General features: G+C 39.0%; 11 protein-coding genes. 2 read left to right on the forward strand and 9 right to left on the reverse strand.

The genetic code is table 11. The annotated features are described in order from the left end of the window. Nucleotides 1–13: 13 nt before the first annotated feature. Together P3T75_RS13260 and P3T75_RS13265 are read right to left on the reverse strand one after the other, a co-directional pair. Entirely contained in the window at nt 14–1,222 is a 1,209-nt protein-coding gene (locus P3T75_RS13260; protein ID WP_282461850.1) for an MFS transporter, read from the reverse strand. 108 nt (nt 1,223–1,330) lie between these two features. Continuing rightward, on the reverse strand, nt 1,331–1,651 hold the full coding sequence (locus P3T75_RS13265; RefSeq protein ID WP_206902997.1) for a hypothetical protein: 321 nt from the start codon (nt 1,649–1,651) through the stop codon (nt 1,331–1,333). 224 nt (nt 1,652–1,875) lie between these two features. Between P3T75_RS13265 and P3T75_RS13270 the strand changes: the two genes are divergently transcribed. Beyond that, nucleotides 1,876–2,532 carry a Crp/Fnr family transcriptional regulator gene (locus P3T75_RS13270; protein ID WP_282461851.1) on the forward strand — a complete coding sequence of 219 codons (657 nt, stop codon included), beginning with the start codon at nt 1,876–1,878 and terminating at the stop codon, nt 2,530–2,532. Nucleotides 2,533–2,633: 101 nt separating this feature from the next. Here the strand turns inward: P3T75_RS13270 and P3T75_RS13275 are convergent, their stop codons facing one another. Beyond that, nucleotides 2,634–3,044 (reverse strand): hypothetical protein, encoded by a 411-nt coding sequence (locus tag P3T75_RS13275; protein WP_282461852.1) that lies wholly within the window; start codon nt 3,042–3,044, stop codon nt 2,634–2,636. A gap of 266 nt (nt 3,045–3,310) precedes the next feature. Between P3T75_RS13275 and P3T75_RS13280 the strand changes: the two genes are divergently transcribed. After that, nucleotides 3,311–4,696: a M24 family metallopeptidase gene (locus P3T75_RS13280; RefSeq protein WP_282461853.1), complete on the forward strand. Its 1,386-nt coding sequence runs from the start codon at nt 3,311–3,313 to the stop codon at nt 4,694–4,696. A 255-nt stretch (nt 4,697–4,951) separates the two neighbouring features. On the opposite strand, the gene P3T75_RS13285 is transcribed toward P3T75_RS13280, so the two are convergent. The 6 genes from P3T75_RS13285 to P3T75_RS13310 all read right to left on the reverse strand — a co-directional run bounded on the left by P3T75_RS13285 (nt 4,952) and on the right by P3T75_RS13310 (nt 14,559). After that, entirely contained in the window at nt 4,952–5,704 is a 753-nt protein-coding gene (locus P3T75_RS13285) for an alpha/beta hydrolase (protein WP_282461854.1), read from the reverse strand. 286 nt (nt 5,705–5,990) lie between these two features. Beyond that, on the reverse strand, nt 5,991–6,959 hold the full coding sequence (locus tag P3T75_RS13290; RefSeq protein ID WP_282461855.1) for a LacI family DNA-binding transcriptional regulator: 969 nt from the start codon (nt 6,957–6,959) through the stop codon (nt 5,991–5,993). Between the two features lie 383 nt (nt 6,960–7,342). After that, complete coding sequence (locus P3T75_RS13295; protein ID WP_282461856.1) at nt 7,343–10,624, reverse strand: GH36-type glycosyl hydrolase domain-containing protein; 3,282 nt, start codon at nt 10,622–10,624, stop codon at nt 7,343–7,345. A 12-nt stretch (nt 10,625–10,636) separates the two neighbouring features. After that, complete coding sequence (gene bglX / locus P3T75_RS13300; protein WP_282461857.1) at nt 10,637–12,787, reverse strand: beta-glucosidase BglX; 2,151 nt, start codon at nt 12,785–12,787, stop codon at nt 10,637–10,639. Nucleotides 12,788–12,819: 32 nt separating this feature from the next. Further along, on the reverse strand, nt 12,820–13,650 hold the full coding sequence (locus tag P3T75_RS13305) for a carbohydrate ABC transporter permease (RefSeq protein ID WP_173101934.1): 831 nt from the start codon (nt 13,648–13,650) through the stop codon (nt 12,820–12,822). Between the two features lie 15 nt (nt 13,651–13,665). Next, nucleotides 13,666–14,559 carry a carbohydrate ABC transporter permease gene (locus P3T75_RS13310; protein ID WP_206902984.1) on the reverse strand — a complete coding sequence of 298 codons (894 nt, stop codon included), beginning with the start codon at nt 14,557–14,559 and terminating at the stop codon, nt 13,666–13,668. Between the last annotated feature and the right edge of the window lie 16 nt (nt 14,560–14,575).

The following is a 14,575-nucleotide window of genomic DNA, read 5'->3' on the forward strand; positions in this document are numbered from 1 at the left end:
CCTCCTGTAAGGTTTAATCTTCTTCTACGACAAGATTTTCTTTCTTTTCACTCGTTTTTACCCGATAAAAAATGCCATATAAAATTGCACAAATTACAGGTAAAAAGCCGGCTACTAAATAGATTCCTTGGAAAGATAAAACACTGCGTAATTCCCCTAAAACAAAAGGCCCAATGCCAAGACCTAAATCAAGACCGATAAAATAAGTGGACAGTGCAATCCCAATGCGGTGATCTTCGCTGACTTTCAAACAAATCGCTTGGCCATTTGACATAAAGGTTCCATAACCTAAACCGATTAAGGCACCGGCTAAAAGCAACATCCAGCTAGCGTTGGTGATACTTAATAAAAAGAGCCCGCCAGTTAAGAAGAGATAGCTGGGATACATCACATAATTTTCACCCCGTAAATCGAAGATACGCCCAGACATTGGTCGTGTAAAAGTGATGACCAGCGCATAAACAACAAAGAACAATGAACTTGCTCCTACTAAATCAATTGCTTTGGCGTATGAAGAAAGAAAAGCCAAGACACTTGAGTAAGCTAGCCCCATCAAAAAGCCGATAAAGGAAATAAAGGCAACTTTCTTTTCTACAAAACTATCAAAGGTCCATTTTGACAATTGTTCTCGGTGTTCTTTGGTTAAAACAATATTTTTGACTGGAAAGGCAAAACAAGCAATTGTCGTGATGAAAATCAAAACAATGGAAAAAATAATAATAAAATAAAAATTCGTCGTATTTAGTAATACCATCCCGATTAACGGTCCAATTGCGGCAGCTAAACTTGTAGATAAGCCGTAGTAATTAATGCCCTCACCGTATTTTGCTTTGGGGATATAGGCGGTCACAATCGCATTGGTTGCTGTTGAAACTGTTCCGTAGGCAAAGCCATTTAAAAATCTGATCAAATACATCATCCCAATTGTCGGCATATACAAGTAAGCCATCATGGTCACTAAGTAAAATAACGCCCCGTAGCGCAAGACGGCTTTTCGTCCCCACAGCTCTAATGTTTTTCCGATAATTAAGCGGGCTAATAAAGTTCCTAAAATATAAATGCCGGTTGCAAGTCCCGCTTGTCCTAATGTCGCGTGAAGATTATCCTGCGCAATGACCGCCATAATGACAACTAACAAATAATACACTAAATACACAACAAAATTAATGAGGGTGATACTAATAAAGCCTTTATTAAATAATTTTTCTGCTTGGTGTTCCAATCTTTTTCCTCCTAGAATTTTTGATTTCCGTCTCTTTTTTTAAACATTTCGTAAACTAAATGATATTTAACCTGACGAAAATTTTTAAAAATTTTTTGCAGCCTATCCTTAAGCAAAAGATTCCGCTAAATTGGCGACAAATTCTGTTTCAGGAATATTTCCTGTTTTCAAATGTTCCAATTTTGCTTCTACTTCCCGGTAATTTGAAGGATAACGATCTACTAAAAGACCAATAAACAAATCCCGTACTTCCATAAATTCCGCCATAAATGCCGTAAAGTCAGTTTTCTCACTACCATTTACTTGCATTTTCCAGAATAAGACATCTTGATAGGCATCATTTAAAAAAATTAGCGCTTGATCTTTTTCAAATCGTGCTTTATACGCCGCGTCCAATCGCTCTAAAATCATTTCTTTCCATTCTTTCATGAAAATTTCCTTCTTTCTTTTCGTTGTGTGCCTTAGTATAGCGATACAAAGCAGCGAAAAAATGCGATTTTGTGCATAAAAAAAGTTAAAAAGATTTCGCAAAAACAAAAAACATTAACATTTGTTATTGTTTTTCTAGCTTTTATCAGTTTAAATAGTGCTAACTGTTTTTTTCTGAAAAAAAATGAAAGTTACTTAAAAAAGGCTAAGGGGCGGTTACTTGAATGGATAATCGAGTGTTGGAGGACTATTTACAAGCTCATGATTTTCCGGTAGTGGTTAAGGAGAAGAAAAAGTATTTAACTTATGAGGGATTGCAAGACTCAAATGTTTACATTTTAAAAAGCGGTACGATTAAAACAAGCGTCATCTCCCGCGATGGACGAGAATTTAATTTGCGCTATATCAACAGCTTGGAAATTGTTTCACTATTAAAAGATGAATATTCCCAATTTATTGATGCACCCTTTAATATTCGCGTGGAATCCTGTAAAGCAGAATTGTATCAAATCGATCGGGTGCAGTTTTGGAAAGACATCAATCAAAACTTGGATTTACAGCTTTTTGTAAAAGATTATTACCGCGTGCGTTTGCTGCATTCCATGAAACGCATGCAACAAATGTTGATGAATGGCAAATTTGGTGCCGTCTGCACGCAAATTTATGAACTTTACGATACCTTTGGCGTAAAAACACCCGAAGGCTTATTAATCGATTTTGTCGTTACCAACGAAGAAATTGCGCATTTTTGCGGCATCGCTTCTGCCAGTAGCGTCAACCGCATGATGCAACAACTAAAAGATATGGGCGCCATCACCATGAAAAGGCGAAAAATTCTAATTTTAGACCTTGAGATTATTAAGGATAATATTATTTTTTAATGAAGTTGGGTAAAAATTTATCCTTCCGCCGGTAAAAAAAACATGAACCAGCAATTTTTGAAGGACTTTGTGCCTCTTTTTGCTGGTTCATGTTTTTTTACTTACTCAATTTTATCACTGTCCACTATCTGTTCAGCTTTCGTCCCATCATTTTTTGCTGCTGTGTTTTCTGCGGAGCGCAATGCTTCCAGATGTTCCAGTTTGCTATGTAGTTCGGCAATCTTATCTGACAGCTCTTGGTGCATATCTTCATGCCGGCGTTGCATTTTATCCATTTTTGATCGTACCGCCACGCCATTGCCAGCCGCAATGGAAGCCCCCAGTGCACTCAATACATTCGTGTAATTGCCCAAGACTAATTGGACATTATTATCCGGCGCCCACGAATTTAAAGCTGGAATTAATTTGGTTAAAAAGGCAAAGATGACCAAATAAAAAAATAGAAATAGGTAAATAAAAATAGAAAGCTTGCTGGCTAATAAAGCCGGAATCTTCTTCAATATCTTTTCCATCACAATCCCACTTTCGTCATTTTGAAACTACTTTTAGTTTAGCAGAAAATTGTAAATTGGCGTTGCGATTACTATTGAAATAACTTACTCTGGCTGTACCAATTACAGTAAAAGTACAAAAAAATATGATCGTTTCGCAAAAATACCTACATATTAGCAAAAAAAGAGTAAGAAATGATGAAAAAGACTTCGTTTCTTACTCTTTTTTGCGTAATATAAAAGAAAGAATTGATTCTAAAGACGTAAACCAAGAAAAGAGGTCCCCCATGGCGAAAATTGAATTAAAAAAAGTAACGCCGCCTATCAAAGACAACGAAGCAAAAATTTATCATCTGACAGATGAAACAATGGCGTTACGAAAAGAAAAAGTGTTAGCTGCAATGCAAAAAGAGAACATCGACAGCATCATTATTTATTGCGATTTAGAACACGGCAGTAATTTTTCTTATTTAACAGGTTTTATGACCCGCTTTGAAGAAAGTCTGCTGGTTTTACATCAAGACGGGACCGCTTTTTTCATCTCCGGAAATGAAAATTTGAAGATGAATCAACACAGCCGCCTACCTGCGACGCTTTTGCATTATCCGCAATTTTCACTGCCCGACCAGCCAATGAAAGGTGAAAAATCTTTGACAGCTGTTTTACAAGCAGCAAAAATCTCAAATGAACAGCAAAATATTGGCGTTATCGGTTGGAAAATGTTTACCAGCGCTCAAGAAGACAATCGCAAGCTTTTTGATGTCCCGCATTTTATCCTTGCAGCAATAGAAGCCGCCGCGCCAAAAAGTCAGATTGAAAATCGCAGTGACATCTTTATTCATCCAGCTTATGGCGTGCGTGCAACAAATAACGCCAACGAAATCGCCTATTATGAATTTGGCTCCAGCCTGGCTTCTGACTGCGTATTAAGCGCCCTTGATGCCGTAAACCTCGGCAAAACGGAAATGGCGGTCGCTAGTCACCTCGTGCGCTATGGGCAAACACCAAATGTTATGCCGATTGCAGCTTGTGGCGAGCGCTTTTTGAACGCCTTTATCTCCCCAACTGACAAAAAAATTCAATTAGGAGATAAAATGTCTTTAACGACTGGCTTTAAAGGTGGTTTAGCTAGTCGCAGCGGCTATGTTATTCACACTGCAAAAGAATTACCGAAAGGACAAGAAAATTATTTGTCCAAAATTGCGCAACCTTACTTTAACGCTGTGACAACGTGGTTAGAGCAAATTGAAATCGGAATGACAGGCGGGCAATTGTATCAAATAATTGAAGATGTCCTGCCCAAAAATACGTATCATTGGCATTTAAATCCTGGTCACTTAACCGCTGATGAAGAGTGGATGTCTTCGCCCGTGAAGGAAAATTCGTCCGTTAAACTCACTTCAGGAATGTTGCTGCAAATTGACATCATTCCTGCGGTCGCAGGCTTTGCTGGCGCCAGCTGCGAAAACGGCGTCGCTTTGGCCGACGCTAACCTCCGCCAAGAGTTAGCCGCAAATTACCCAGCAGTTTGGCAACGCATTAAAACCAGACAAGAATACATTCGCCAAACACTTAATATCACTTTACCTGACCACGTCTTGCCACTATCAAGCGGTGTCGTCTTTTACACCCCCTTCTTCTTAGCAAAAGACTTAGCTTTTGTGAAGAGATAAAGAGGAGGCTGGATTTTTTACCGAGGCTGTGAGAGAAATGTTTCTCTTCACGAACAGATTAAAGACTAATTTACATCAGTTCTGCTGAAGCAGGCACTATGTCTCACAGCAATAAATTGGATAATTCGAAAATAGCTACTCTTATTTTTAAGGTTAGTCAGTTTATTTTAAATTTTTGAAATACCATCACTTGTTCAAATTCAGACAAAAAACATCTTATTGCTCATATGGAGATAAGATGTTTTTTGTGCTACATTATACTGTTTCCTCATAAATCCCCACAAAGCGCTTCAAAACTAGCTCAATCGCTCCCTCCCAATAATCCCAATTGTGATCGCCGGGACTTTCTTGGTATTCAAAATTACGCAAAGTCTTTTTGGCTATTTGTAAAAAGCGTTGATTATCAGCGTAAACAAAATCTTCTGTCCCACACATTTGAAAAAAATGCGTCTCGCAAGATTTTTCTACTAGCGCCGGATTTTTTAGTAAAGCAAATAAATCGTTACGGCTATCTGTAAGTAAATCCAAATCACCAAAAATGGCCGCAAGATGCTTTTTACGCTCTGGTTTTTGGCGCCATATATTTACAACGTCTAGTGCACCTGACAAGGAAGCTGCAGCGCAAAATTGTTCGGGATATGTTAGCGCCCATTTAAAAGCACCGTATCCTCCCATGGAAAGCCCAGCAACAAAAGTTTTCTTCTTTTGCGGCATAATTTGAAACCATTGCGCAATTTTTTGTGGTAATTCTTTCGTCAAAAAGGTGAAATAATCGCCTCCTGCAACCATATCCGTATAATAACTTAAACCTACTTGCGGCATCACAATGACAAAAGGGTATTCTTGCGCTTGTCGTATTAAATTTGTACTATCAAGCCATGCATTGCAATCATCTGACCACCCATGGAGCAAATAAAGTATTGGCGCCTCTGCTATCATTACCTCATTATCTGGTAAGTAGACATTGACACTGGTGCTCAAATCTAAAACCTGTGATTTAAAATTCATCCGACAAATTGTCATAAAAAAAGCTCCTTTGTATGTGAAATGTGAAAATTGATTCTTACTTTATAACACTTCTTTTACACCGTTACTTATAACATTCTGATAGCCTCTAACTTATTGCTTGATAAGAATTCAAATTTACCCATGGCTCTTCAAATATTTTCACAAGAAAAATCACCTTACACCTTGGCAAAAAGAACTTTTTCTTTCAGTTAAATTAAAAAACTCCAGCCGCAATTTCCAAGTACAATTGAAGTCATACTTGGAAATTGCGGTAACTGGAGTTTTTTTAACTTAGTGAACTACCAGAGACAAAGGTGGTGTAGATAGCTTCGTCTTCGACTTTTTCACCTTGAATCAGGCGAATAATTTTTTCGGCAGCGACCATGCCCCATCGATGTTTAGAATAGGCGATTGTCGCCAATCGTGGTGTTAAAAATGAACTAATTTCAATATTATCAAAGCCGACAATCCGAATATCTTGTCCAATTTTTTCTGGCCGATCTGCGAAAAATTTGTAAATCCCAACGGCCATTTCATCGTTGAAGGAAAAAATATCAATTGGTGTTTCATTTTGTTTTTGATCGAGCCTCTCCGCGATTTTCTCAGCGGCGGCGTAGCCAGAAGGTTCTGTGAAATTTCCTTCAATTATTTCATAACTAATATTGAAACGCGTTAATTCTTTCGTGCTGGCTAACAAGCGTTGTTCATTATCATAACCCATTGAACCGGTTACCAGATAAACATGTTTCGTCTGTGCCGCAACTAATCGCTCAATCGCTAAGGTTGCACCACCTTTGTTATCTAATAACACGCGGGAAATATTGTCGTTGGCAATTTCACGATCCAATACCACCATTTGATGACCACGATTTGCGAGCATTTCAATTTCTTTGGTTTGGAAAGTCCAATCCAAGATAATCGCCCCATCCACCATTCGTTCTGGAATAAATAAGTGTGATTTTTGCCCACTGCAAACAATCATTTCATAATCGTAAGCCGCTAGTCCCCGTTTGATCCCGTCTAATAATTCACCATAAAAGCTACCAGCATAATCGGCTAGGTAGACACCGATAATGTTTGTTTGTTGTCTTTTTAAAGTGCGGGCGGCCATGTTGGGGACATAGTTCAGCTCATTGGCGATTGCCATGATCTTCTGGCGGGTTTGTTCTGTTACTTTGGTGCTGCCGTTTAAAGCATATGAAACTGTTGAAATCGATACCCCTGCGGCTTTTGCTATATCTTTAATACCAACCATGTGCCTTACGCTCCTATTTCATTTTAATGTATTCATTTTTTGAAAAAAATGAGTCCTATTTTCTCTTCGTATATCATTTCACATCAGCGAAAATCGCTGTGAGAAACTGACATCCTATTTCATTTTAATGTATTCATTTTTTTGAAAAAAATGAGTCTTATTTTCTCTTCGTATATCATTTCACATCAGCAAAAACCGCTGTGAGAAACTGACAGCCTATTTCATTTTAAGCAGATCTATTCTTTTCTAAAAAACAAGTCCAAACATGTGTCACGTTTAGCCTTAAAAACTGCTTTTTCTAAAACTCGCAGAAGGAATTCAATTGTCGTTTCACAATTGAATTTCCTTCTGCTACGTTTTTTCAAATACTTATACCTTCAAGGCTAGCAATAAATAGCAATTTGATTGCCGTCTTTCAAATATTCTTTGAAGTCTTTTTTGTCTATGACAAAGCCACCGGTACGATATGGGTTCGCTTCTATTTTTGTTTCCACCACTTTACCATTGATTACGACTTTGCGCTTTTTATCTGCTGCAGTATAAAAAGTGATTGCTACTGGTGCATCAGCTAGAGCGTAATTTACTTTAAGTCCGTCAAGTTCTGCCGGTAAAACGGGATCTAAGACGATTGTTTTACTGTCTTCTCTTAGACCTAAAACATTCGTTAACAGTTGATTTAAGTAAATTCCCGGGCCGCTAGAATAAATCCGCCAGCCGCCTTTGACGTCAACGCTTCCATCTCTTAGTTTACCAAAGTTTTCCTGTGCTTCATATCTTGTTTTGAAATCGCCATCAGAACTACTGAAATACACATTGGCTTGGCGTAATTTAGCATTTTTTACCCGCTCTTTTAAATTAATTGGGTTAATGGTTTGTAATGCCCGCCAAGTTTCCTCTGTTTTGCCTAATTTTGCCATTGCCTCGGTAAAACGAATGTGGGCGTGAACGTATTGCAAACCAATTTCCCGCCCAAAGTTAGCGGCTTGTTCGGCCCGTTTAAAGTTAGTGCTCACACCGCCGGCATAATGAGCAGGACGATTCATCAAGCGTACGCCATCTGGAAATTGCAAGTTTTCTTTGATCACAGCCAAATGAGCTTGTGCTTGTTTAGGTGTTAGTAATTCTGCAATCATACTGCGAGTCATTGGCAATAGACGGTATTGAATTCCGGTCTTTTTGTCAGTTGGATGAATCATTAATTCAGGCGTGCCATCTTCTTCCATATAAACAAAGCCAGGAATAACATCGGTGCCTAAAATATATTTTGTAAAGTCTGTTTTAATACCAGCTACAAGTTTTTCTAAATGTTGGCTGTAGGCGGCATCTTCTGTCGCTAAAACGTGACTTAACTTATTCATAACTTGGTATGTTAAAGCGACAGTCCAACTAGAGGCCATATGTTTTTTCAAACGGCTGTCATAGGGTTGCAAAGTATCGTCCCAATCGCCATCGCCATAGCAAGATAAATACGTTCCCGCTAAGAAATTATCTTCGATATATTGAACTTCTTTTTTCAAGTGGTCAAATAACGTGTAGCTTTCAGCCGTTTTATGGAAATCACTTCGTTTTGTATAAGGCAATTTTTCTTGCAAAATACTGTAATCAGCTGTTTTAGCTAAATAATCTGCAATAATTTTCATTGGCCAAACGATTACATCCCCATGGCTTTCATCAGCTTTTTGCGTTTCATAACGATCAAACATGAACCATTGCGGCCAGTTGCCGTCATCGTCAAACTGGTTGGCATACACCTTTTTAATAATATCTTTTACAACTTCTGGTCGGTTAATTGCAAAGAAAAATTCAGTTGGACCTTGGGAAACATCCCGCGTCCCCCAGGCAGCCCCGCCATATTGTTCTAACCCATGTGGGGATAAGTAGTGAACGAGCATATTGTGAACATACCAGCGGCTCAAATAATTCATACTGCTAACGTCTGCCGTTTCATGCTCCAATTTGAAATTGTGTAATAAGCTGTCAACAAAAGTTACATAGGCTGCATCTTCTGCAATCAAATCCGTTTTGGTTTCAACAAAATCTGCCCCTGTTAATGTGCCTTGGATAATACTTTCAAAACCTGAAACATCTTCTAAAACTACAACTTGCAAGTCAGAAGATTCTACTCCAAAGAGACTTTCATCTGTCACGCTAAATGCTGTATCCATGGTCATATAATAGGTCAAATCAGGGTATTCACTGTTTACAGGTGAGCTTGCTGCCGGTTTAATCGTCATTTGATTGCCCGTTTGTGTCATTTGATACGTTGGTGTTTCTTGTGCTCCCATCAAAAGATGACTCGTTAAAGCAAAGGTATAATTTTTGCCAATGGCACTGTGGCAATTCAGACGAATTTCGCGGCCATTTGCAATCGTATAGGTCGTAATTGTCAGTAAATCATCGTCTAATTGGTAATACCAAGTTGCCGAATTTAAGCCCATTTCAAAAGCAGAAGGCATGGTTAGAACACGCCAGTTCTCGCCTTCTTTTACATACAGGCGTTGGCCAGAATGTTTTAAAACATTTAAGCTGTTACGGCTGTTACTCATTAATTTATTCATGGAAGTGTTGCCTAAAACTACTTGGGAGTTGAAAATTCCGTACATATAAGCTGTCGTTGCTAGAAGCGGTTTATCGACAGTTAAGTCCGTCCCACTTAGTAAAATGTGGCCGGTTGCCCGTTCCATCTGTTCTTCTTTTTCTTGTAAAACCACGTGATGATAATTTGGTGTAAAGAAAGACAACACGCTGCCATCAACTACTTCGACTTGGTTTTTTTCTGGGAATAAGGCATCAATTTCAGCGGCAGTTAATTTTTTCCCCGTTAAAGGCGCACCGATTTTTTTCTGACGCGTGTTTCCTTGTTCATTTTGTAAAACTACTGGTTTCTGGTAGGCTGCAGCAACTTGCTCTTTGGTAAAAAGTGCTTCTGTTATTTCTTTAGGATGATTACTTTTAAAGCCGCCGTAAAAAACTACTTCTGCTTCACCTTGTAAAGTCATTTTTTCAGATTGTAATACGGGATAAGCAAACTCGTATTGATAAACTTCATTTTCAAATTGATCAATCGCTAAAGCTTGCGGTGTCGCTGTAGTTTTATAGTTTGTTCCAAAGAATTGATAGCCATCGGTTAAAAAGCCGCGGTTTTTCGTTAAGCTACCATGTTCCACTACTGGAAATTCTCCACCTTGTGGTTGGTTTTGACGTGAAGTGATAATATAGCCGTTTTCTTGTTGTGTTACTTTGTGGTCAACATATTGGGACATGTATGCTTCGTTTGATTGCACAGCACCTTTGGCGGCGTTGCCTAAATCCTGCCCAAAGATGACATCCACAACTTGTCCTTCACCTTTTAATGTGACCGTCCAAAACCAGATATTTTTTTTGCTTAAGGTAAAGTCCACTTGGTACCTAATTTCTTCAACGCTACCTTGCCACGTTACGCCATTTTCATTTTGCGAAAAAGTACTGTTAGTATTTGAACCAATTAAAGGTATCGCTGTGATTTTTTCATCAAAAATACGTAAATAAATTTGATTGACGCTACCATCTAAGGCGTTACCATCTAATTGATTAATCATAATTTCATTGCTGCACAACTCGTATAAATCCCCTGTGGGTAAAAATGCCGCTTGGACATCTCCGGCGTTCAAAATGATTTGCTTCATTGTTTTGGCTCCCTACTTCACTAAATTAAATGTTACCGCAGTTAAATCACGGCTGTTTGGTCCCACCATTGCCAAAAAGGCACCTGCATCACTAATCCTTCTTTGATCTTGATGGACATAGCGCAACATCTCTTCTGTAATGGCAAAAGAAACTTTGCGGCTTTCTTTACCGGCTAAAACAACTTGCTGGAAGGCCTTTAATTCTTTTATCGGACGTACAACTTGTCCCACTAAATCTTGAATGTACAACTGCACTGTTTCTTTGCCTGTTTGCTCACTTTCATTTGTAATTGTCACTGTGAGCAGAATTTGGTTTTCTGGCGTTAATTCTGTCTGGTCAATCACGACGTCTTGATAAGAAAATTGGCTATAACTTAAGCCAAAGCCAAAAGGATATTTCGCATAATTGGAGACATCTAAATATTTTGAAACATATTTTTCATTCGGTGCACTCTCATATGGGCGGCCCGTGCTATCACAATTGTAAAAAATCGGTACTTGGCCAACGCTTTCAGGAAATGACATGGACAAGCGCGCCGTTGGATTAAAAGCCCCCCATAAAATATCGGCTAAGGCATTCCCAGCTTCTGTACCTGCAAACCATGCTTCCACAATGGCTTTGGCTTCATCGATGCCATTTAAATCCAAAGGACGACCATTGTATAAGGTCACAATAATATTGGGATTGACTGCTTTAACAGCTTCAAACAAGGCAATTTGCGCTTTTGGCAAAGTAATATCGCTACGACTTGCCGCTTCGCCGCTCATCCATTCTGCTTCGCCTAAAGCCAACACAACTTTATCGGCTTTTTGCGCCAATGAAACGGCTTCTGCCACAGCTTTTTGACTTGGGGTAAAGTAATCAAACTCTTCTTTGCCGACTAATAAATGTGAGCTATACGCTTGGGCCCCTTCTAAAAGTGAAACGGCTTCTTTCATTTTTCCTTGCCAAGACCATGCCCCTAAAACATCGTGACTTGCAGCCGCGGGGCCAATAATTGCGACTGTTTCTTCTGAATTTAAAGGTAGAATATCTGCTTTATTTTTTAATAAGACGATTGATTTTTGCGCGATTTCACGAGCTGCTTGGCGATGCTCGGGTGATAAAATCACCTTTTCATCTTCAACACTGGCACCACGATAGGGATTTTCAAATAACCCCAAATCGTTTTTCAATTCTAAAATGCGTAAAACAGCTTCATCTAATAACGCTTCATCCACACTGCCTTCTTCAATTAATTCCGCTAAATAATGGGTGTAACAGGTCGTCATCATTTCAATATCAACGCCAGCTTCAATGGCTAATTGCGCCGCTTGTTTTTCATCAGCGGCAACGCCGTGAAAAATCAATTCCTTTACTGCGCCCCAGTCTGAAATCACGACGCCGTCAAAATCGTATTCTTGACGTAAAACATCACGGAATAACCACTTGTTCCCCGTGGCAGGAATGCCGTCAACGGTATTAAAAGAGGTCATAACTAATTTAGCACCGGCATCTAAGGCAGCTTTATAACCTGGTAAATAACTTTCCCGCAACTGTCTTTCTGACATATTGACAGTATTGTAATCCCGACCAGCTAAAGCTGCCCCATAAGCTGCAAAGTGTTTTACACAAGCGGCAACGCGCGTGAAATCATTTTTTAAGTCATCCCCTTGATAACCTTTAACAAAGCTTTCAGCAAAGCGGGCATTTAAATATGGATCTTCTCCTGTAGATTCCATCACCCGGCCCCAACGTGGATCTCTTACCAAATCGACCATTGGTGAAAAGGTAACGTGTAAGCCAGAAACTGCTGCTTCTTTGGCAGAAATTTGCGCCATTTCTTCTGCGGCTGCTAGATCCCAACTGCTGCCAAGAGCCAATGGAATCGGAAAAATTGTGCGAAAGCCATGAATAATATCGGCCATTAATAGTGTAGGAATACCCAAGCGATTTTTTTCCATATACTCTTTTTGAATTCGCTTGGCTTCACTGGCTCCGGCTAAACCTAAAATAGTACCGGCATTTTGAATATTTTCATCTTTTAAGCCCATTTCTGTCATGGGACCAGTTTTTTCTTCTGCGGCCTGTGAATAAAAATCGGCAGCCAATTGTAAAAGCTGATCGACTTTTTCAGCCAATGTCATTTCTTGTACCAATGCAGTTAATTTTGCCTGTTCCATTGCTGCATCCTCCTTTAGCTGGTGCATTTTTTTTATTTATTTCCTGAAACGTTATAGCCTTCCAAGATATATTTTTGTAAGAACATGAAGATGATTAAAATTGGCACGACCATAAAGGTTGAACCTGCCATCTGTAGGGAGTAATTATTCGCATATTGTCCTTTTAACAACTGCAAGCCAACAGATAAGGTGTAATATTTTTCGTCGTTTGCCATAATCAACGGCCATAAGAATGAATTCCAACCACCGATAAATGTCGCAATCCCTTGTACGGCCAACACCGGTTTGGAAATAGGTAAAACGATGCGGGTGAAGATATACCATTCACTTGCGCCATCCAAGCGAGCAGCTTCTAAAAGTTCATTGGAAATAGCGGAAGCAAATTGGCGGAATAAAAAGATCCCATATGCCCCCACTAAGCCGGGCAAAATAATCCCTGCCATAGTATTGGTTAATTTTAAAGAGTTCATAATCAAGTAAACAGGAATCATCGTTACCTGACCGGGAATCATCATTGTTGCTAAGACCAAGTAAAACAAAGGTTCACGGCCTTTAAAGTTGTATTTGGCAAAGCCAAAACCTGCCATAGCGTTAAAGAACATGCCTAAAAAGGAGAAGGCTACAACGATTAACGTATTTTTCAAATACACGATAAAATTGAAGGCACCGAATAACTCTTTGAAGTTATCCATAGAAAAATGTTCCGGTAAAATTTTCGGAGGAAATTGCATAATCTCCGCATCTGTTTTAAAAGAAGAAAGGATCATCCATACAAAAGGAATCATCCAAATAATCGCACCAATGGCTAAGGCAATCCCGATTGCAATTTTGGCACGACGGTTACTTTGCATTTCTTTTGTCATCTTTGATTACCTCACTTATAATTGATTTTCTGCATTTTTGCGTTGCATTCTAAATTGTAGCAATGTCACGATAATGATAGCTGCAAATAAAATGAACGATCCCGCTGCAGCATAGCCAAATTTACTTAATTGGAAACCATTGCGGTAGATAAACAACGCAACAGAAGTCGTAGAATCTAGCGGTCCACCATTGGTTAAAACAAATGGTTCTTCGAAGAATTGCAACCAGCCGATTAAAGTTGTGACGGTAACAAAGAACGTTGAAAAGCGTAACGACGGAATGGTAATGTACCAAGTTTGCTGCCGTTTTGAAGCACCATCTAGTGAAGCGGCTTCATATAATTCTTTTGGAATACCTTGAATGGCAGCCAAGAAAATCAACATATTGGCCCCGACTGCGCGCCATACCCCTAAAATAATTAAGGAAATTTTTGCCATGACCGGATTGGTTAACCATGGCACCGCATCAATGTGTAAAAGTGACAACAAATAATTTAAAAAGCCGAAACTTGGATTATATAAATAGGCAAAAACTACTGCCACGGCAACCACGTTTGTAATCGCCGGTGTGTAAAAAATCATCCGAAAAGCAGAAAAAATTCGATTTTTACCAAAATTAATCATTAACGCCAAACCCATTGATAAGGCAATAACAACCGGCACCCCGAATACCACATAAAAGAGCGTATTTTTAATACTCTTTAGAAAAACAGGGTCCAAAACAATATCTTGATAGTTTTTAAACGCAACAAATTTAATTTGTGACCAGTCGGCGAGCCCAACAAGACTCATATCAGTAAAACTAATAAAAAATGCAACAAAGATAGGAATAATTGAAAATAGCAAAAGTAAAATCAAGGCTGGAGCAATGAAAAGATATGGTGCTTTGGTGGTTTTGGCTTTTCGCAATGGAAGCGCCCCCTTC

It is taken from the genome of Enterococcus montenegrensis (assembly GCF_029983095.1).
Classification (GTDB): domain Bacteria; phylum Bacillota; class Bacilli; order Lactobacillales; family Enterococcaceae; genus Enterococcus_C; species Enterococcus_C montenegrensis.